General features: G+C 69.3%; 15 protein-coding genes. 10 read left to right on the top strand and 5 right to left on the bottom strand.

Annotated elements, in window-relative coordinates:
* The first annotated feature begins 284 nt into the window (after positions 1 to 284).
* Positions 285 to 1,337: a putative glycoside hydrolase gene (locus IEZ09_RS15550; protein WP_189254399.1), complete on the top strand. Its 1,053-nt coding sequence runs from the start codon at positions 285 to 287 to the stop codon at positions 1,335 to 1,337.
* Here IEZ09_RS15550 and IEZ09_RS46440 read toward each other — a convergent pair.
* From IEZ09_RS46440 to IEZ09_RS15540, 3 genes are all read right to left on the bottom strand, one after another.
* Entirely contained in the window at positions 1,334 to 1,825 is a 492-nt protein-coding gene (locus IEZ09_RS46440; protein ID WP_229812606.1) for a toll/interleukin-1 receptor domain-containing protein, read from the bottom strand. The genes IEZ09_RS15550 and IEZ09_RS46440 overlap by 4 nt on opposite strands.
* Before the next feature lie 878 nt (positions 1,826 to 2,703).
* Positions 2,704 to 5,601: an NACHT domain-containing protein gene (locus IEZ09_RS46435; RefSeq protein WP_229812585.1), complete on the bottom strand. Its 2,898-nt coding sequence runs from the start codon at positions 5,599 to 5,601 to the stop codon at positions 2,704 to 2,706.
* 44 nt (positions 5,602 to 5,645) lie between these two features.
* On the bottom strand, positions 5,646 to 6,305 hold the full coding sequence (locus IEZ09_RS15540; RefSeq protein WP_189254397.1) for a universal stress protein: 660 nt from the start codon (positions 6,303 to 6,305) through the stop codon (positions 5,646 to 5,648).
* Between the two features lie 366 nt (positions 6,306 to 6,671).
* Here IEZ09_RS15540 and IEZ09_RS15535 point away from each other — a divergent pair, with 366 nt between their 5' ends.
* The 8 genes from IEZ09_RS15535 to IEZ09_RS15500 all read left to right on the top strand — a co-directional run bounded on the left by IEZ09_RS15535 (position 6,672) and on the right by IEZ09_RS15500 (position 16,836).
* Positions 6,672 to 8,198 (top strand): UDP-N-acetylmuramoyl-L-alanyl-D-glutamate--2,6-diaminopimelate ligase, encoded by a 1,527-nt coding sequence (locus tag IEZ09_RS15535; RefSeq protein WP_189254396.1) that lies wholly within the window; start codon positions 6,672 to 6,674, stop codon positions 8,196 to 8,198.
* Complete coding sequence (locus IEZ09_RS15530; protein WP_189254395.1) at positions 8,195 to 9,655, top strand: UDP-N-acetylmuramoyl-tripeptide--D-alanyl-D-alanine ligase; 1,461 nt, start codon at positions 8,195 to 8,197, stop codon at positions 9,653 to 9,655. Before IEZ09_RS15535 ends, IEZ09_RS15530 begins: the two co-directional genes overlap by 4 nt.
* Positions 9,652 to 10,737 carry a phospho-N-acetylmuramoyl-pentapeptide-transferase gene (mraY, locus tag IEZ09_RS15525; protein WP_189254394.1) on the top strand — a complete coding sequence of 362 codons (1,086 nt, stop codon included), beginning with the start codon at positions 9,652 to 9,654 and terminating at the stop codon, positions 10,735 to 10,737. The genes IEZ09_RS15530 and mraY overlap by 4 nt, the downstream gene beginning before the upstream one ends.
* A gap of 4 nt (positions 10,738 to 10,741) precedes the next feature.
* Positions 10,742 to 12,106 (top strand): UDP-N-acetylmuramoyl-L-alanine--D-glutamate ligase, encoded by a 1,365-nt coding sequence (gene murD, locus IEZ09_RS15520; protein WP_189254393.1) that lies wholly within the window; start codon positions 10,742 to 10,744, stop codon positions 12,104 to 12,106.
* A complete protein-coding gene (ftsW, locus tag IEZ09_RS15515) occupies positions 12,103 to 13,569 on the top strand; it encodes a putative lipid II flippase FtsW (protein WP_189254392.1) in 1,467 nt (488 codons plus the stop codon). Before murD ends, ftsW begins: the two co-directional genes overlap by 4 nt.
* A gap of 71 nt (positions 13,570 to 13,640) precedes the next feature.
* Positions 13,641 to 14,708 (top strand): undecaprenyldiphospho-muramoylpentapeptide beta-N-acetylglucosaminyltransferase, encoded by a 1,068-nt coding sequence (murG, locus tag IEZ09_RS15510; RefSeq protein WP_370467714.1) that lies wholly within the window; start codon positions 13,641 to 13,643, stop codon positions 14,706 to 14,708.
* Positions 14,705 to 16,087 (top strand): UDP-N-acetylmuramate--L-alanine ligase, encoded by a 1,383-nt coding sequence (gene murC, locus IEZ09_RS15505; protein ID WP_268247628.1) that lies wholly within the window; start codon positions 14,705 to 14,707, stop codon positions 16,085 to 16,087. The genes murG and murC overlap by 4 nt, the downstream gene beginning before the upstream one ends.
* Positions 16,084 to 16,836 carry a cell division protein FtsQ/DivIB gene (locus IEZ09_RS15500; RefSeq protein WP_189254391.1) on the top strand — a complete coding sequence of 251 codons (753 nt, stop codon included), beginning with the start codon at positions 16,084 to 16,086 and terminating at the stop codon, positions 16,834 to 16,836. The genes murC and IEZ09_RS15500 overlap by 4 nt, the downstream gene beginning before the upstream one ends.
* On the opposite strand, the gene IEZ09_RS15495 is transcribed toward IEZ09_RS15500, so the two are convergent.
* Together IEZ09_RS15495 and IEZ09_RS47450 are read right to left on the bottom strand one after the other, a co-directional pair.
* Positions 16,833 to 17,279, bottom strand: coding sequence for a hypothetical protein (locus IEZ09_RS15495; RefSeq protein ID WP_189254390.1), 447 nt, complete (start codon positions 17,277 to 17,279; stop codon positions 16,833 to 16,835). The genes IEZ09_RS15500 and IEZ09_RS15495 overlap by 4 nt on opposite strands.
* A gap of 165 nt (positions 17,280 to 17,444) precedes the next feature.
* Positions 17,445 to 17,567, bottom strand: coding sequence for a hypothetical protein (locus IEZ09_RS47450; protein WP_268247627.1), 123 nt, complete (start codon positions 17,565 to 17,567; stop codon positions 17,445 to 17,447).
* Positions 17,568 to 17,661: 94 nt separating this feature from the next.
* Between IEZ09_RS47450 and crtI the strand changes: the two genes are divergently transcribed.
* Positions 17,662 to 19,077 carry a phytoene desaturase family protein gene (gene crtI / locus IEZ09_RS15490; RefSeq protein WP_189254389.1) on the top strand — a complete coding sequence of 472 codons (1,416 nt, stop codon included), beginning with the start codon at positions 17,662 to 17,664 and terminating at the stop codon, positions 19,075 to 19,077.
* The last annotated feature ends 12 nt before the right edge of the window (positions 19,078 to 19,089 follow it).

The raw sequence follows: 19,089 nt of genomic DNA, 5'->3' as shown, positions 1-19,089 counted from the left end.
ATGTGAGACACGCTCAGGCGTGCACTGTGAGGCGATTCCCTGTTCTTCTGATTAACAGTGAAAATCGTCATGTCAACCAGCCGAAATGAGACGCATTCCATCACGTCTAATACTCCGAAACCGGAGTGCAAGGCGAGATGGGGTTTGGTGTGCGTTTCTTCGGATATTCGATCTTGGTCGCCGCATTGACGGTGACGCTGGTTCCCGCAGCTCAGGCCGGAGAGGAAGCCTGGACTGCCAAGACTTACTGGCTGCACATGAACAGCACGCCCACCTCTGAAGAAATGATCACCACCGAGGCTGCCCGCCGTTCGTACGTGGTGCTCAACGCCTGGGAAACCGATCTTGCCGCCAAGTTCAAGGCGGCCAACCCGAAGATTCAGACGTTCGTCTACAAGGACCTCTCGTCAACGCGTAGTTATGCGTGCACGGACGGTGTCGACGATTCGGCTCTGCCCACCGGCGTCGGTTACTGCGCGGCCGACCCCTCCTGGTTTCTTCTCGACCCGAACGGTCGCCGTTTCGAGTACGACGGCTATGAGGGCCATTGGCAGATGGACGTCGGCAACACCGACTACCAGAACGCCTGGGCCGACAACGTGATCGCGTCCTCGAAGGGATCGTTCGACGGCGTGTTCATGGACAACGCGCTCTTCGCCTGCGACACCTACCACGACGGCGTCTGCCCGGCCGCGTACCCGACCGACGAGTCGATGCGCGCGGCCTACCGCTCGATGCTCGCCAACACCAGGCAGAAGTTCGTGGACGCGGGCCTCAAGACCGTCGCGAACATGTCCAACGCCCGCCTCCACGAGGGCGCGTGGGACAGCTACGTCGAAAACCTCGACGGCGGCTTCGACGAGTGGTGGCTGACGTTCAACGACAACGACCTGCTCTCCGAGTACCCAGAGGGCTGGAGCCGCCAGGTCGCCGAGATCGCGGCCAACGAGGCCAAGGGCAAGATCACCTGGGTGCAGCCGCACCACAGCGGCGCCGAGCAGCCGTTCCGCTACGCCTACGCGAGCTACCTGCTGGCGGCCGGCACGCACGCGGCCATCTCCGAGATCGACCAGACCGACCGCTACGACAACCCCTCGCAGTGGCGCACCGAGTACGACTGGGACCTGGGCACGCCGGTCGGCCCGTACTTCGCCGTGGCCTCGAACGTGTTCCAGCGCGACTTCGCGTGCGGCACCGTGATCGTCAACGCGAACAAGACCGGCAGCTCCGCGGTCACCGTGCGACTTTCCGCACCGCACGTCAACGAGAAGGGCTCCACGGTCCGCTCGGTCTCACTGCCGGGTACTTCGGGAACGGTGCTGCGCAGGTCCTGCTAGGCCCACCGGGGGTGCTGCCCGGTGATGCCCCAGATCAGCTGCTCGATCGGGTCGGGGTCGGCCGTCCGCATGTCGACGGTCGACCACACCCGCAGAAAGCCCGGCAGCTCCGGCTCGCTCTCGGTGCCGTCGAGGATCACCGGGATGACCCGGCGGCTCCTGTTGCGCGCGGACCAGTCGTTGATCAGCTCCATCTCGGCCTCGTGCCACGGCCCCGGTCCGGCAGGCCCGATGAGCACGGCCGCGGACCGGCTCTTCTCGATGCCCTTCGCCATCTCCTGCTGCCACCGCGACCCCGGCTGAATGTCGTGCACGTCGAGCCACGGCAGGATCCCGCGCGCCTCGAGCTCTTGGGCGATCTCGAGCACCTGCGGCTTGTCCTTGACGTTGTGGCACAGGAAGACGTCGTAGTCCCCGGCCTCCCGCTTGCCCCGCAGCGTGGTGGCCGCGACGTCCTCGTCCCGCCGCGCGTCGGCGTTGGAGTTCATCTGCTCCACCACCGGCCGCACGTCACCGACCTCGTCCGGCCCGTCCACCAGCGTGATGACGAAGTCGTCGCACTGCGGACACGTCATCTTCTGCTTGCCGCGCTCGATCCGCCCCCGCACGAGATCGTCCGGAATCGTGTACCCGCAGAGCCCGCACCTGCGCACCCGCCGCGTCGCGACCTCACCGGCCCGCTGCTGGAGATGCTCCACGACGTAGGCCTCGAACTGCTTGCGCACCAGCGGAATCGCCGACTCGTCGTAGAACAGCGCCAGCTCGCCCTTGCCCTCCTCGACCTCCCGGATCGCGATCCCGCACAGGCCGCCCGCGTCCGCCTTGTACGTGGCGGAGTTGTGCCACATCTCGTGCCGCTCGAAGAACCGCGAGTGCGACAACCGCACCGCGAGCGTCGAGTAGATCGAGTACAGGTGGCCGTCGAACGTGAACACCACGTCCTGGCCGGGCAGCCGCGGCGCGTCGGGCCGTTCCCTGGTGAACTGCGACGGGAAGATCAGGTCGACCTCCCTGTCGGTGACCTCCTTCAGCGCGATCTCTCTTCTGAGCAGCTCCTGCACCACGGCGTTGAGCAGGATCCGTTCCTGCTGCGGATTCGTCAGCCGCTCGTCCTTGGGGATCCGGAAGTTCCCTTCGAGCGCGTCGTCCTCCTTCACGAACCCCAGGCCGTCTGGCTCGTCCTTGGCCGCCTGCACGAGAGACGAGGCGTAGGAGTCCAGCAGCTCGGGGCGCAGCAGCACGTAGTCGCCGTACGACATCCGCCGCACCACGCCCACGCTCTCCAACCGCCCGATGCACGCCCCGAACTTGTCCGCCAGCTCGTCGGTCGGCGGTGCCTCCAGCTGGGTGCGGCGGAAGCTGTGCATCAGGTCGTCCACAGTGGACAGAATGCGGCCCTGCTGCTTCTCCTCGACCAGGAAGTCCTTGATCGCCTCGAACAACGCGTTCGAACTGACCACCGGCAGCGCGTCCCAGTCGATGCCGTCGCGGACCGCGCGGATGAGGTCGTCGATGCCCCAGCCCTCCTTGGCACTGGTCTCGACGTAGTCGTCGAACCCGAACTCCCGCACGCGCCGATCACCGACGACGCGTCGGGAGCGAGGATCGCCAATGCCCCTCCGCCCGGACGACCCTTCCACACCAGCCGCAGACCCCGTGCCAGGAACAGATGCGCGGCGGTCCGGTGGGTTGCCACGATGTGCAGCCCATCGCGCGTCCAGTGCGGCTTCGGAACATAGGCGCCCATTTGTCCAGGCGCCCCGCGGAACACGTGCTCCACCAAGGTGGCGCCGGAGACCACGTCGACGATCCGCAGCGAGTAGGGGTCGAGCAGGGCCACTGCCGATCCGTTGGGCGACCAGCTGATCCGGGTGCCGCTTCTCGCCGCGCAGAGAAGGCGGGGTTCTGCTCCGTCCAGCGCGGTGACCAGGATCCGGCGCGTGTCGATCGGCGATCCGGTCTTCTCCTCGGAGGCAGGGCTTCTCTGCACGATCGCGGCGATCGATCGGGCCGGATGCCAGTCGACGTCCGAAACTCCGCGATGAGATTCGATCGCTCGCGGCTGACCGTCCTCGGTGATCTTCCAGAACGTGATCTCGCGGCCGGAGTTGGTGGTCAGCAGCTGTCCGTTGGCGGACCAGGTGACCTGCCCGATCGGCTTCGTGCCCAGCTTGAGCGCTCGGTGGACGAACTCAACGGCGCTTCGCGGTGACTCCGGCTCATCCGCCTTGGTGGTCCGTTCGACCTCCTTGGCGACGAGTCGCAGGAGGGTGAGGTTCGTCGAGAAAGTGGACCTGGATCGGCCGGCTGTCGGCTGGTACCCCCTGTACCCGTCCATGCGCGGAGGCTGATCGTTCCGGTTCAAGGTCGCCAGAAAAAGCATGCGCCACAGCGGCCGCAGCTCGACCGTCGATCGGGCCAGCCTGAACACCATCGACCAGAGCGGCCATCGATCAGTCAACAGCCGGTGGGAAAGTAGCGCGAACAGCAGCTCATCGTCCGTTCCGGTCAGCACGTCCAGCAGGTAGGAGGCGATCTGGTAATCGGCGAGCGGTCCCCATCGTTGCGGGTACTGCCAAGCGGGGACCTGGAAGCCGAGCGCGGCGAGGTCGGCTTGGAATTCGGTCTCTGAGAGCGACTCCCGGCCGCGGACGAACATCCCCAGTGCTGCCACGGAGAGCGCTTGCGGTTCCATGCCCACCCGTCGAGCACAGAGGTCGTTCAACCGTTCCAGGAGTGCGGTCGTCGAGAGATCGGCGGAGGGTTCCGGTGTCAGTGGATCAGTCAGATATGTCGCGAGCATGAACAGCAGCAGCGGCTGCGACGCCAGTAGCCCATGAGCCAGCACGGTCTCCACCGGCAGACGTTTTCGCGGGGTTGTCGCGGTCGCCCGGTTCCAGTGAGCGACCCAGTCGCGGGTCTGCGACTCGTCGAACGGCTCCAGCCTCACGACCGGGAGGCCGTCCGGGATGAGTACCTGATCGAGGGACGACGTCCGCGAGGTGATCACAACGGACACCGGACGATTGCGAGAGGCCTCCTTGAGCTGGAACCTCACAACTTCGAGCAAGTAATTGCTGTTCGGCCGCAACGACAACAACTTGTCCAAGCCGTCGAGCACGACGACGGACACGTGGTCGGAGAGGTCTTCCCACGTGACGCGGTCACCGGTGAGGTACCGCAGAGCCTGTCCGATCTGGTCGGCGACTGGCAGGTCCGGATCGGCTTGTCCCAGCGGCACACGGACGACGGTGGGCTCACCGGCGGGTGGGAAGGCTGCCAGCATCCTGGTCACAGCCGACTTCCCACAGCCGGCCTCACCGATCATCAGCATCGGGGCTCCGGTGGCACGCGGACTCGTGAGGTGACCGGCCAGCATCAGTTCCAGGTCCTGCCGCCGCGGAACCTCTGACGACCACCAGTCGTCGCTGGTCAGTCTTGCTGATGGACCTGCTTCGGTCACGCGAAAGTGCGGGTTCACGTAGATGTCGTGGATGGTCGGCAGATGGGGCTCGCCGGCCAACGGCTGTTCGAGCGCGGCCAGGTTGGCGCTGCGCAGAGTTCCTGGCAGGTAGTCCGTCGAGGACTCGTGTCTGTTCGATGACAGCCACCGGCGAGCTCTGGTGGTGATGTCGGCGTCTGTGACGTCTGCCCATACCGCGAACTCCGGCACTGACGCCGCCACTGCCGAGAAGTCGTCCGCGTAGCTGGCCGTCACCGCCTCAGCGAAGGAGTTGGTCAGCAGCGCGTTGGCCGGTCTTCCCAGGCGCAGGATGCGTTGGATGCGTTCACCCCGGTGGGCTGCCCATTTCGTGACGTCTCTGAGGTGGGCTTCGAAGCTCTGCGCGGCAGAAGGTACTGGAAGGTCGTCCGAGTAGAGGTACGAGACGAACGACCGGTCTTCCTCGTGCCAGTCGTGTGCGCTGGGGGCGGCGAGGCCGGGCATGCTGGCCGCGATCTCGCGGACGTGCTCGAAGAAGGAGAGCGCCACCGTGATGGTGTGCACGGCGGCCACCAGTTCGAGCCGCGCCGGTCCGGGGCCGAGTGACGACAAGTCCTGAACGGTGCTCTGCCGTGCCTCCCGCACGAGCTTCGGCACTTCGGTGCCAGGAGCGATCCAGCCGAAGACGGCGTGCATCGACTTGCGCTGATCGGTGCCGGTGAGGACGTTGCCGAGCCACCCGTCCACCTTCCGCTTCCACAAGACGTCGTTCCTGCCGAGGGTGAGCAAGGCGCCGTGGAGTGTGGTCGCGGCAGGCGGCATCAGCCAATGCTAGACAGCTCGTGTGCGGCCGAACGAGTTTCCGGTTACAGCACCACCCGATCGTCGTGAAGCGGCTCGGGCCGAGCCACCAGCACCGGACAAGAGGCGTGATAAAGCGCAGCCCGCGTGATCAGCCCGACGCCGTCGTTCTGCCCACCGCGCCCCACGACCACCAGATCCGAGTCCAAAGAGGCCAGGGCCTCGTGCGGGTGCCGCGACTCCACCACAACCTCGGGCGTCAGCTCGGGCGCGGTGGTGCGCAGGAACAACACGGCACGGCGGACCGCGGCCTCGTCGCGGGGGACGGCGACGCCGTGCTGGGCCGGTGGGTGGACGTGGAGCAGGCGCAACGACGCGCGGCGGGTGCGGCAGAGCTCGACCGCGCGCCGCAGCACGACCGGGTCCTCGCACCCGCCGACGGCGGCGGTGATCCAGCCGTATTCGCCACGGATCGCCGGGGGTCGTCCGCGCACCACTACGACTCCGCACCGCGCGCGGCGCAACACCGGGAGGACGAGCGAACCCAGACCCAGGCTGCGGTGCTGTTCGCCCTTGCACCCCAAGACCAAGATCGCACTTGAGTCCGACGCCCTCACCAGTGCGGCCACCGGGTCGTCACCGCTCGGGCGGAAGTGGGCGGTGAGCATCGGGAGTCGTTCCAGGACGCGCTGGACCGTCGTGTCGCCGGGGTCCGCGAGGTACACCTGGAGGTCCGTCCTGAGTGACCAGGCGTGGCGCGCTGCCCATTCGAAAGCGTGATACGCGGTTTCGGAGGTGTCGACCCCCACCGTCACGGAACGACTGAAATCCGGTGCCCAGAAGGAGAACCTCCTGGGTTGCACCGTTGTGGTTGTTCTCATCGCCGCCTCCTGCCGCCCCCTACCTCACCGCGCTCGCACCGCTGGTCACAGGGGCCAAAGTCACAAACCACGCAGGAACTTGTTCGGCCGGACGGGCTCACTCCTGAAGCGCAACGGGCAAGGCCACCCGAACGGCCCATCAAGGCAGATCATCACCCGAACGCCAACGCGCCGCTCGGCCACTCTGTGCACGCCGGTAGCCTCTTGCCCGTGCCTGCCAAGCTCGAGGGCAAGGTCGCGACCGCCCCGCCCCGCCCCACCAGCATCCGACCTGCTTCCGTGGCTGCTCTCGCCGCGGTCGCCGACGTGCACCTGACCAGGCCAGCGCATGCCGACGTCCAGGTGACGGGGGTGACGCTGCGTGCACAGCACGTGGTCCCCGGAGACCTGTACGCCGCGTTGCCCGGTGCCCACGTGCACGGCGCCGACTTCGCCGAGACGGCTCTCGCGAACGGTGCCGTCGCGGTGCTGACGGACGAGGCCGGTGCCGCGCGTGACGCGCTCAGGGACGTGCCCGTGCTGATCCACCCGCGCCCGCGCGAGGTCGTGGGGCTGCTCGCCGCGCACGTCTACGGTCAGCCGTCGACGAAGGTGAGGCTCTGGGGCGTCACCGGCACGTCCGGCAAGACCACCACGACGTACATGATCGAGTCGGTGCTCAAGGCCGCCGGCAGGCAGACCGGTCTCATCGGGACGGTCGGCACGCGCATCGGCGACGAGCAGCTCGGCAGTTCGCACACCACGCCGGAGGCGCCGGACCTGCAGGCGCTGTTCGCGGTGATGGCCGAGCGCGGCGTCACCGACGTGGCGATGGAGGTGTCGAGCCACGCGCTGCACATGGGCCGCGTCGCCGCCACCGAGTTCGAGATCGGCGCGTTCACGAACCTCAGCCAGGACCACCTCGACTACCACGCCGACATGGAGGAGTACTTCCAGGTCAAGGCGCAGCTGTTCGACGGCCGCGCGCGCAAGGAGGTCGTGTGCGTCGACGGCGAGTGGGGTCCCAGGCTGGTCAAGGACTCCACGATCACCGTCGCCACCACCAAGCCCGCGACGTGGACCGCGAGCAACGTCGAGGTCAGCGCGACCGGTGAGCAGACGTTCACCGCGCACGGCCCCGACGGCGACATCGAGATCCACCTCCCGCTCGCCGGCAGCTTCAACGTCGCGAACGCCCTGCTCGCGATCGCCTGCCTGCACGCGGAAGGCATCTCGTCCGACGCCATCGCGGAAGGACTCCGGCACGTCCAGGTCCCCGGCCGCATGCAGCGCGTCGACGAGGGCCAGGCGTTCACCGCCGTCGTCGACTACTCGCACAAGCCCGCCGCCGTCGCGCTCGCGCTCGACGCCGTACGCGCCAAGACCGACGGCCGCGTGATCATCGTGCTCGGCTGCGGTGGTGACCGCGACCGCGCCAAGCGGCCGTTGATGGGCGAGGCCGCCGCGCAACGAGCCGACGTGTTGATCATCACCGATGACAACCCGAGGAGCGAAGACGCGTCCTCTATTCGGGCCGCCATGCTCGAAGGTGCCCTCGCCACCGAGAACCGGGGCGAGGTGCTGGAGATCGGCGACCGGAAGCTCGCGATCGAGAAGGCCGTCGAGCTGGCGCATCCGGGCGATGTCGTCGTCGTGGCGGGCAAGGGACACGAGACGGGACAGGAGATCGCCGGCGTGATCCACCCGTTCTCGGACGTGGAGACGCTGACCGCCGCGATCAGAAAGGCTCACCGTTGATCGCACTCACGCTCGCCGAGATCGCTGAGATCGTCGGCGGACGGTTGCACGCAACCGATGGCAGCCCGGTGGTCACGGGCTCCATCGAGTTCGACACCCGCAAGGTCACCGAGGGCGGCCTCTTCCTGGCGCTGCCCGGTGAACGCGTGGACGGCCACGACTTCGCCGCCCAGGCCGTCGCGGCAGGCGCTGTCGGGGTGCTGGCCGGCCGCGAGGTCGACGCTCCCGCGGTGATCGCGCCGCCGGTGGAGACCAAGCACGCGAACGCCTACGTGCTCGCGGGTGACAAGACCGGCGAGGGCGCCGCGGTGCTGGCCGCGCTGGCCAAGCTCGCCCGCCACGTCACGGACCGGCTCAAGGACCTGACGATCGTCGGCATCACCGGCTCGGCGGGCAAGACGTCCACGAAGGACCTCATCGCCCAGGTGCTGCGGCCGGTCGGCGAGGTCGTCGCACCGCCGGAGTCGTTCAACAACGAGCTGGGCCACCCGTGGACGACGCTGCGGTCCACCGAGGACACCAAGTTCCTCGTGCTGGAGCTGTCCGCCCGCGGCATCGGCCACATCGCGAACCTCTGCGAGATCGCCCCGCCGCGCTTCGGCGCCGTGCTCAACGTCGGCACCGCCCACCTCGGCGAGTTCGGCTCCCGCGAGGGCATCGCGCAGGGCAAGGGCGAGCTGGTCGAGGCGCTGCCCGAGGACGGCGTCGCGATCCTCAACGCCGACGACCCGCTGGTCGCGGGCATGGCGAGCCGCACGAAGGCCAAGGTCGTCCTGGTCGGCGAGAACCCGAAGGCGGACGTCCGCGCCGAGGACATCGAGCTGGACGAGCAGGCCCGCGCGAGCTTCACGCTGAAGACCGCCAAGGGCGACGCGCGGGTCAAGCTCGCGCTGAACGGCCCGCACCAGGTCGGCAACGCCCTGGTCGCCGCCGCGATCGCCCTGGAGCTCGGTGCCACGCCGGACGAGGTGGCCGAACGGCTCGGCGCGGCGCAACGGGTTTCCTCGCACCGCATGGTCATCACCGACCGCGCCGACGGCGTGACGGTGATCGACGACGCGTACAACGCGAACCCCGACTCGGTGCGGGCGGCGTTGAAGGCGCTCGCGACGATCTCGCGCGCCACCACGCCCGCTCGGCGCAGCTGGGCCGTGCTCGGCCCGATGGCGGAACTGGGCGACGACGCCGTGCGCGAGCACGACGAGATCGGCCGTCTGGTGGTGCGCCTGGACATCAGCAAGCTCGTCGTCATCGGTGACGCGGCCCGCGCGATGCACCAGGGTGCGCACCTGGAAGGATCTTGGGGAGAGGAATCCGTCCTCGTGCCGGACGCGGACGCGGCGATCGCGTTGCTGCGCGCGGAGATCCGGCCCGGTGACGTCGTTCTGGTCAAGGCATCCAACGCCTACCGCCTGTGGCGCATCGCCGAGGCCCTGCTGGAGGCAGGAACCAAGTGAAGAGCATCCTGATCGCGGCAGCGATCGCACTCGTGGTGTCGATCCTGCTGACGCCCTACCTGATCAAGATCTTCTCCCGTCAGGGCTTCGGCCAGGAGATCCGCGAGGACGGTCCGCAGCACCACAAGACCAAGCGCGGCACGCCCACCATGGGTGGCGTCGCCATCCTGGTCGCGATGTGGGCGGGCTACCTGGGTGCGCACCTGGTGAACTCGATGTCGGCGTCGGCGTCGGGGCAGACCCCGTCGGCGTCCGGCCTGCTCGTGCTGATGCTGACGACGTCGCTCGGCCTCGTCGGCTTCCTCGACGACTTCATCAAGATCCGCAAGCAGCGCAACCTGGGCCTGAACAAGACCGCGAAGCTGGTCGGCCAGTTCATCGCGACGATCACGTTCGCGATCCTCGTGCTGCAGTTCCCGAACAAGGACGGCCTGACGCCCGCGTCGGTCAACCTGTCGTTCGTCCGCGACATCACCGTGGTCTCGTTCGGCGTCGTCGGGTTCGTCGTCTTCTGCTACGGCATGGTCGCCGCGTGGTCGAACGCGGTGAACCTGACCGACGGCCTCGACGGTCTCGCCGGCGGCTCGTCGGCGATGGTGCTCGGCACGTACGTCGTGATCTCGTTCTGGCAGTTCCGCTACAACTGCTCGAGCTACGCCGTCGCCGGGTGCTACGACGTCCGCGACCCGCTGGACCTGGCGCTCGTCGCCGCGGCCGCGATGGCGGGCTGCATCGGCTTCCTGTGGTGGAACGCGGCTCCGGCGAAGATCTTCATGGGTGACACCGGTTCGCTCGCGCTCGGCGGCCTGGTCGCCGGTCTCGCGATCGCGACCCGCACCGAGCTGCTGATGATCGTCATCGGTGGTCTGTTCGTGGTCGAGGCCCTGTCGGTGGCGCTGCAGGTCGCGGTCTTCCGCACCTCGCGACGGCGCCTGTTCCGAATGGCCCCGTTCCACCACCACTTCGAGCTAGCAGGCTGGGCGGAAACCACGGTCATCATCCGGTTCTGGCTGATGGCGGGCATCTGCTGCATGTTCGGTCTTGGCGTGTTCTACAGCGAGTGGCTGACGGGCGGGTTCTAGTTCCATGACCAAACTGGCCGGAACGAAGGTGCTGGTCGCCGGTGCTGGAGTGACCGGCCGGTCCGCCGCCGAGGCGTTGCTGGCGGCGGGCGCCGAGGTCGTGGTGACGGACTCGTCGCCGGAACGGCTGATGGCGCTGGAAAGCCTGCTCGAAGGCGTCGACCTGGTGCCGGGCCTGACCGAACCGCCCGCCGGGACGTCCCTGGTCGTCACGAGCCCCGGCTGGCGGCCGTCGAGCCCGTTGCTCGCGGCCGCGTCGTCGGCGGGCATCGAGGTGATCGGCGAGGTCGAGCTGGCCTGGCGGATGGCCTCGGAACTAGCCGACCCGCCGGTGTGGCTCGCGGTGACGGGCACGAACGGCAAGACCACGACGGTCGGCATGCTGGAGTCGATCCTGCACGCGGCCGGTGCGGACGCCGTGGCGTGCGGCAACGTCGGGCTGCCCGTCGTGGACGCGCTGCTGGCCGGCCGCAGGGTGCTCGCCGTCGAGCTGTCGAGCTTCCAGCTGCACTGGGCGCCGTCGGTGCGGCCGCAGGCGGGCGCGTTGCTCAACCTCGCGGAGGACCACCTCGACTGGCACGGCGGCATGGAGGCCTACGCGCAGGCCAAGGCGCAGATCCTCACCGGTGACGTCGCGATCGGCTGGCTCGACGACGACCTCGTCGTCGACCTGCTGGAGGACGCACCGGCCCGCGACCGCGTCGGCTTCACCCTGGAGGAGCCGTCGGACGGTCAGCTCGGGGTGCGCGACGGCTGGCTGGTCGACAGGGCGTTCGCCGACGACGAGCAGTTGATCGAGGTCTCGAAGATCCGCCCGGCCGGGCCTCCCGGTATCGCGGACGCTCTCGCTGCGACGGCGTTGGCGCGCGCGTACGGCGTGCCGTCGGAAGCTGTGCGCGAGGGCCTGGAAGCGTTCGAACCGGCTGCTCACCGCGCGGTGCTCGTCGCCGTCGACGGTGATATCCAATATATTAACGACTCCAAAGCGACGAATCCGCATGCCGCGGTGGCGTCGCTGCGGGCGTTCGACAGCGTCGTCTGGATCGCCGGCGGGCTGCTGAAGGGCGCGTCGGTCGACGAGATGGTGCGCGCCGAGGCGCACCGGCTGCGCGGTGTGGTGCTGATCGGCCAGGATCGGCAGGTCATCGCGGACGCTCTGGCGCGACACGCGCCGGATGTCCCCGTTCGTGTGCTTGACACAGGGGACGATGAGCCCATGACCGTCGCGGTACGGGCTGCTCAGGAACTTGCGAGGCCGGGGGACACCGTGCTGCTCGCGCCGGCGGCGGCCTCCATGGACATGTTCACCGACTACGCCCATCGCGGGCAGGCTTTCACAGCCGCGGTGCAGGAGCTCATCGGCCGATGAGCGTCGTCGCGGAGAAGACGAGACCCAAGCGCAAGGTGCGTCCAGCGGGCCGCATCGCGTCGGTGCGCGGTGGTCTGACCGCGTGGCTGAGCCGCCCGCTCGCCGACTTCCACCTCCTGCTCGCGATCTTCGGCATGCTCACCGTGCTGGGCCTGGTGATGGTGCTGTCGGCGTCGGCGCCGGGACAGGTCGCATCGGGTGTGTCGGCGTACAGCGTGTTCCAGAAGCAGCTGATCTACGTGTGCATCGGTGCCGTGCTGTTCTGGCTCGTGCTCCGGTTCCCGTTGCGGCGGCTGCGGCACATGTCGACGGCCGCGATGGGCATCGGCGTGCTGCTGCTGGCGCTGGTGCTGACACCGCTGGGCGACGTCCGCGGTGGTGCCCGGTCGTGGTTCACCGTCGGCCCGATCTCGTTCCAGCCGATCGAGGCCGTGAAGCTCGCGCTGGCGTTGTGGGGCGCGCACGTCCTGGTCACCAAGCGGGCGTTGCTGTCGCAGTACCGGCACCTGCTGGTGCCCGTCGTACCGGTCGCGATGCTGATCTTCGCGCTGGTCATGCTGCAGCCCGACCTCGGCGGCACGATCACGCTCGGCGTCGTGCTGATCAGCCTGCTGTGGTTCGTGGGCGCGCCGATGCGGCTGTTCGGCGTGATCGCCGCCGGCGCGGTGGCCGGTGCCGTCGTGCTCGCGATCGGTGCCGCGTACCGGCTGCAGCGCGTGTCGACGTTCCTCAACCCGGACGCCGATCCGGAGGGCGCCGGCCTGCAGGCGCGGCAGGCGATGTTCGCGCTCGCCGAGGGCGGCTGGTTCGGCAAGGGGCTCGCGCAGGGCAGCTCGCAGTGGCGGTACCTGCCCAACGTCGAGTCGGACTTCATCTTCGCCGTGATCGGCGAGGAGCTCGGGTTCATCGGGTGCGCGCTGGTGCTGGCGCTGTTCGGCGGGGTCGCGTGGGTCGGCCTGCGGGTGGCCTGGCGCAACACCGACCCGTGGATCCGGATCGTGGCCGCGACGCTGACGGTGTGGCTGGTCGCGCAGGCCGCGATCAACATCGGTTACGTCGTGCGGCTGCTGCCCGTCACCGGCATCACGCTGCCGATGATCTCCTCCGGCGGCACCTCCGTCGTCATGACGATGATCGTGTTCGGCATCCTCGCGAACTGCGCCCGGCACGAGCCCGAGGCCGTGGCGGCGCTGCGGTCGCTCGGCCCCGGCCGCGTCGGCGGGCTGCTCAAGCTGCCCGCACCCGAGGCCTACAAGCCGCCGCCCAAGCGCAAGCCGGTCCGCCCGTCGACGCCGCCGCGCGCACCGGGCAGGCGCACCGCGCAACTCCCGGTCGTCGACGAACGTCGTATGGCTGGACGATCCGCTCCTCCCTCGGAGTACCGTCGCCGCGAAACCCGGCGGGTGAACCAGGGCCGGACGGAGCAAGGCAGGTCGACCCGCGGTCGCGGGCGATACAACTGATCGCTGAAGTCGAAACCAATATCCGGAGGCAAGTCTTGACCGGGCACCCTGCCCCCAGTGGTCCGTGCGTCGTGGTCGCAGGTGGTGGCACCGCCGGCCACATCGAGCCGGCACTGGCGCTGGCCGACGCGGTCATGCGGCTGCGGCCGGACGCACGCGTCGTCGCACTCGGCACCGAGCGCGGCCTGGAGACCAAGATCGTGCCGGCCCGCGGGTACCCGCTGGAGCTGATCCCGCCGGTGCCGATGCCGCGCAAACCCACGCTCGACCTGCTCAAGCTGCCGCTGAACGTGCGCGGCGCGGTGAAGCAGACCCGTGAGGTGCTGGAGCGCGTCGGAGCGGACGTCGTCGTCGGCTTCGGCGGCTACGTGGCGCTGCCCGCGTACCTGGCCGCGCGTGGCCGGGTGCCGATCGTCGTGCACGAGGCGAACGCGAAGGCCGGTCTCGCGAACAAGGTCGGCGCCAAGTTCGCCGAGCACGTCGCGGCGGCCGTGCCGGACTCCGGCCTGACCGACGCCCAGATCATCGGCATCCCGCTGCGCCAGTCGATCACGACGCTGGACCGCGCGGCGTTGCGCGCGGAGGCCCGCCGGTTCTTCGGCCTGGACCCCGACGCGCCGACGCTGCTGGTGTTCGGCGGCTCGCAGGGTGCGCGCTCGATCAACGAGGCCGTGGCACCCGCGGCGGCCGAGTTCGCCCGTGCGGGCATCGGTGTGCTGCACGCGCACGGCCCGAAGAACACCGTTGCCGTGCAACAGGTTCCGGGCGCGCCCGCGTACGTGCCGGTGCCGTACCTGGAGCGCATGGACCTCGCCTACGCCGCCGCGGACGCCGTGCTGTGCCGCTCGGGCGCGATGACCGTCGCCGAGGTGTCGGCCGTCGGCCTGCCCGCGGTGTTCGTGCCGCTGCCCCACGGCAACGGCGAGCAGGCGTTGAACGCCGGGCCCGTCGTCTCCGCCGGTGGCGGCATCCTGGTGCCGGACGAGGAGCTGACGCCGGAGAAGGTCGCCTCGCTGGTCGTGCCGCTGGTGGCGGATCGCGCCCGGCTGGCCGCGATGTCCGCGGCGACGCTCGGCACCGGCCGTCGCGAGGCGGACGAGATCCTCGCCCGCACGGTGCTGGAGGTGATCAAGAAGTGAGCCTCGAGCGCGTTCACCTCGTCGGCATCGGTGGTGCCGGCATGAGCGGCATCGCCCGCATCCTGCTCGCACGCGGTGCCCAGGTGTCCGGTTCGGACGCCAAGGACTCGCGGACGGTGCTGGCGCTGCGGGCCCAGGGCGCGCGGATCGCCGTCGGTCACGACGCCGCGAACCTCGACCAGCTCGTCGGCGGTCCGACCGAGGTCGTGGTCTCGACCGCGATCAAGGACTCCAACCCGGAGTACGCGGCGGCTCGCGAGCGCGGCATCACGGTGCTGCGCCGCGCCGAGGCGCTGGCCGCGCTGATGGAGGACCACCGCGTCGTGTGCGTCGCCGGCACGCACGGCAAGACGTCGACGACCTCGATGCTGACGGTCGCGTTGCAGCACTGCCGGTTGGACCCGTCGTTCGCCATCGGTGGCGACCTGAACGAGTCCGGTGCCAACGCGCACCAGGGCACCGGTGGCGTGTTCGTGGCCGAGGCGGACGAGTCCGACGGCTCGTTCCTGTTCTTCTCGCCGTCGGTGGCCGTCGTGACGAACGTCGAGGCGGATCACCTCGACCACCACGGCACCGTCGAGGCGTACACGGCGGTGTTCGACTCGTTCCTGGACCGGATCACGCCCGGCGGCGTGCTGGTGTCCTGTGTGGACGATCCCGGTGCGGCCCGGCTGATCGCCGAGGCTCGTGCGCGCGGCATCCGGGTGCGCGAGTACGGCCGCACCGCCTCCGACGCGCGGATCGTCGACTACAAGCCCTTCGAGTCCGGTGGCCTGGCGTCGGTGGAGATCGACGGTGTCGCGGTCGAGGTTCGCGTCGCGGTGCCCGGCGAGCACATGGCGCTGAACGCCGTAGCGGCTCTGCTGGCCGGTCTCGAACTCGGTGCCGACCAGACGGGGTTGCTCGAGGGCCTCGCGGCTTTCGGTGGGGTGCGGCGGCGGTTCGAGTTCAAGGGCCGTGCCGGTGGCGTGTCGGTCTACGACGACTACGCGCACCACCCGACCGAGGTCGACGCCCAGCTGCGGGCGGCACGTCCGGTCGCGGGTGCGGGCCGTCTCGTCGTGGTGTTCCAACCGCACCTGTACTCACGCACGCGCACGTTCGCCACCGAGTTCGCCACGGCCTTGTCGCTGGCCGACGAGGTCGTCGTGCTCGACGTCTACGGCGCCCGCGAGGAGCCGGAGCCCGGCGTGTCCGGCGCGCTGATCGCCGACCAGGTGACGGCTTCCGTGCACTACGAGCCGTCGTTCGACCGCGTGCCCGCCCTGGTGGCGTCGCTGGTCCGCGAGGGCGACCTGGTGGTGACCATGGGCGCGGGCGACGTGACGATGCTCGGCCCCGAGATCGTCAGCGCGCTGTCGCACGAAGAGCAGGCATGAGCGCCCCGGTTCGCGGCAGGTCCACGCGAGTTCGCCCCGCCCCGAACCGGCGGCCGAAGAGTGCCGAGTACCGGGCGCGGCGCAGGATCATCCTGCGCCGCCGCCTGGTCGCGCTGCTGACGTTGCTCACCATCGTCGGCTTGACCTACAGCGTGTTCTTCACGCCGTTGCTGGGCGTGCACCAGGTGGACGTCCGCGGCTCCGTCGTGCTGACCGAGGACGAGGTCCGCGCGACAGCGGCGATCGAACCCGGATCCCCGTTGGTGCGGCTGGACCTCCGCGGCATCCACGACCGCGTCGCCGCCATCCCGCGCGTCGCCGCGGTGGAGGTCGAACGCCAGCTGCCCGGCACCGTCCGGCTGCTGATCACCGAACGCGTCCCGGTCGGCTCGGTGAAGATGCCGGACGGCTTCCACCTGGTCGACGCCACCGGCAAGGACTACGCGGTCCTGCCGACGGCGGCGCCGGGCGCACCCGAACTGTTCCTCGCCGCGCCGTCGCCGTCGGACCCGGCCACTCGCGCCGTGGTCGGGGTCCTCAACGAACTGCCGGAGAAGCTGCGGCCCGACGTCCTGCAGGTGGCGGCGACGTCCGGCGCCGACGTGAAGCTGACGCTGACCGGCAACCGCGTGGTGAAGTGGGGAAGCTCCGACGACACCCCGCGCAAGGCCGCCGTGCTGCAGGTGCTGCTCACGCGGCCGGGCACGACGTACGACGTGTCGTCGCCGGACCTGGCCACGGTCTCCTAGCCCAGCGTCAGGTGGAAGCCGTCGGACTTCGCTTCCTGCTCGGTCTTCCAGATCACGCCGCGGTTGGCGTTGCCGGTGCTCGCACCGTAGAGGCGCTCGCCGGTGGGGATTCCCCGCACGGTGAAGGTGAAGTGGCACCTCTCGTTGCTCGTCTGCAGCGTGGACACGCCGAGCACCTTGTTGTCCTGGTTGACGATCTCGACCTGGGCGCCGTCCCGGATGTCGCTGTAGCCGCCTGATCCGCAGCTGCCGTCGACGGTCATGCTGCCGCTGACGGTGAACGCGTCAGGCGTCCCCCAGTCCACCGAGGCGCGGCCGAGGCCGAATCCGATGCCGCCCACCGCGAACAGCACCACGACGGCGATGATGACGAGCAGCCGAGGTGTTCGCGCTCGCGGCGGCGGTTGTTCCTGAAGCTGTTCCGGTGGTGGAAGAGGTTCCACAGCAATCCTTTTGGTTCGTTGGCGCGCCGACGACCCTGGTGTCGGCGAACCGCGATCACGGCCGCGGTGTCGGCGGCCGCGACGGCGTCGGGAAGCGGCGAGGACGCCGGAACGGGGACCGGGGAGTCGGCTGGGAGCACACGGAGATCTCCTTCGTCCGCCCGGTCAGCCGTTCGCCTTCAGCGCTGTCGCGACCCGCACGAACAGGCTGCCCAACCTGCTCGTCACGAGTTCCAACACGATCGCCTCGATGACGAGCGAACGCACGGACGCGGGTGCGGGTGCCAAGACGGGCCTCCTCGAAGTGAACGACTACCGTGCTCATCGGACTGCTTCTCGCGGCATTAGCCGTATTGGTCGTTGTCACCCGAAGGAAGTACGCATGGCAGGACACGTCGTGGTGGTGGGCGCCGGTCTTGCCGGACTGTCGGCCGCGTTGCACCTGCGGGGCACCGGTCGCCGGGTCACCGTGCTCGAAAAGGCTGCTGTGCCAGGCGGTCGCGCCGGGACCGTCCAGGTGGGCGGGTTCACCGCGGACAGCGGGCCGACCGTCCTCACCATGCCCGAGTACCTCGACGAGGCGTTCGGTGCGGTGGGGGAGCGGACGCAGGACTGGCTGACCCTCGACCGCGTCGATCCGGCCTACCACGCGCGGTTCGCGGACGGGTCGCGGATCGCGGTGCACACCGATCCGTCCCGGATGGAAGACGAGATCCGCACCGTCTGCGGCGCAAGGGAAGCGGCCGGGTACCGGAAGCTGCGGCGGTGGCTGGGCGAGCTGTACGCGGTGCAGCGCGAGCACTTCATCGGCGCCAACTTCGACTCGCCGCTGGACCTGCTCAGGCCGGAACTCGTGCGGCTGGCGGGTCTGGGCGGGTTCGGCCGGCTGGAACCTCAGCTGCGGCGATTCATCAGCGATGAGCGTTTGATCCGGCTGTTCTCCTTTCAGGCGTTGTACGCGGGTGTGCCGCCGCAGCAAGCCCTCGCGGCGTACGCGGTCATCGCGTACATGGACACCATCGCGGGCGTCTACTACCCGCGTGGCGGGATGCACGCGGTGCCGCAAGCGCTTGCCGGTGCCGCGACGAAGCACGGCGCGGAGTTCCGTTACGGCGCAACGGTCACGCGGCTGGAGTGGAGCGGGTCGCGAGTCACCGCCGTCCACACGGCGGATGAGCGGATCGCTGCGGACGCCGTGGTGCTGGCGTGTGAATTGCCGGACGCGTACCGGTTGCTCGGAAAGCACCCGCAACGGCCGCTGCGGCATCGTTGGTCGCCATCGGCCGTGGTGTTGCACGTCGCGACGGACCGCACGTGGGACCTGGGGCACCACAACATCCTGTTCGGCGCGGCCTGGCGCGAGACGTTCACCGAGATCGTCCACAAGGGACAGTTGATGTCGGACCCGTCGTTGCTCGTCACGCACGCCCAGGACGGGCTGCACTACGTGCTGGCGCCGTGCCCGAACCTGCACACCGGCCCGATCGACTGGCAGCGCATCGCACCCCGATACCGCGACGAGCTCGTGGCCACGCTGGAGAAGCGAGGCCTGGAGGGGTTCGGCGCGGCGATCCGGGACGAGCACCTCGTCACGCCGCCGGACTGGGGCAACGCGGCGGGAACGCCGTTCGGGCTCGCGCACACCTTCGCGCAGACCGGCCCGTTCCGGCCGCGCAACGTCGTCAGGGGCGCCGGGAACGTGGCGCTGGCGGGCGCGGGAACGACACCCGGCGTCGGAGTGCCGCCGGTGCTCATCTCCGGAAGGCTCGCGGCCCAGCGGATAAATGCGGTGCGGTGACGAAGACGCTCA

Origin of the sequence: Lentzea flava, from assembly GCF_014648475.1 — a bacterium.
In the GTDB taxonomy this organism is placed as follows: Bacteria; Actinomycetota; Actinomycetes; order Mycobacteriales; family Pseudonocardiaceae; genus Lentzea; species Lentzea flava.
Note: the sequence above shows the minus strand (reverse complement) of the source record. Positions and strands in the feature narration are given on the sequence as shown.

Excerpts from the sequence above, each read along its gene's own strand:
- IEZ09_RS15550 (WP_189254399.1), top strand. The coding sequence starts at position 285 with ATGATCACCACCGAGGCTGCCCGCCGTTCGTACGTGGTGCTCAACGCC.
- IEZ09_RS46440 (WP_229812606.1), bottom strand. The coding sequence starts at position 1,825 with ATGAACTCCAACGCCGACGCGCGGCGGGACGAGGACGTCGCGGCCACC.
- IEZ09_RS46435 (WP_229812585.1), bottom strand. The coding sequence starts at position 5,601 with ATGCCGCCTGCCGCGACCACACTCCACGGCGCCTTGCTCACCCTCGGC.
- murD (WP_189254393.1), top strand. The coding sequence starts at position 10,742 with ATGACCAAACTGGCCGGAACGAAGGTGCTGGTCGCCGGTGCTGGAGTG.
- ftsW (WP_189254392.1), top strand. The coding sequence starts at position 12,103 with ATGAGCGTCGTCGCGGAGAAGACGAGACCCAAGCGCAAGGTGCGTCCA.
- IEZ09_RS15500 (WP_189254391.1), top strand. The coding sequence starts at position 16,084 with ATGAGCGCCCCGGTTCGCGGCAGGTCCACGCGAGTTCGCCCCGCCCCG.
- crtI (WP_189254389.1), top strand. The coding sequence starts at position 17,662 with ATGGCAGGACACGTCGTGGTGGTGGGCGCCGGTCTTGCCGGACTGTCG.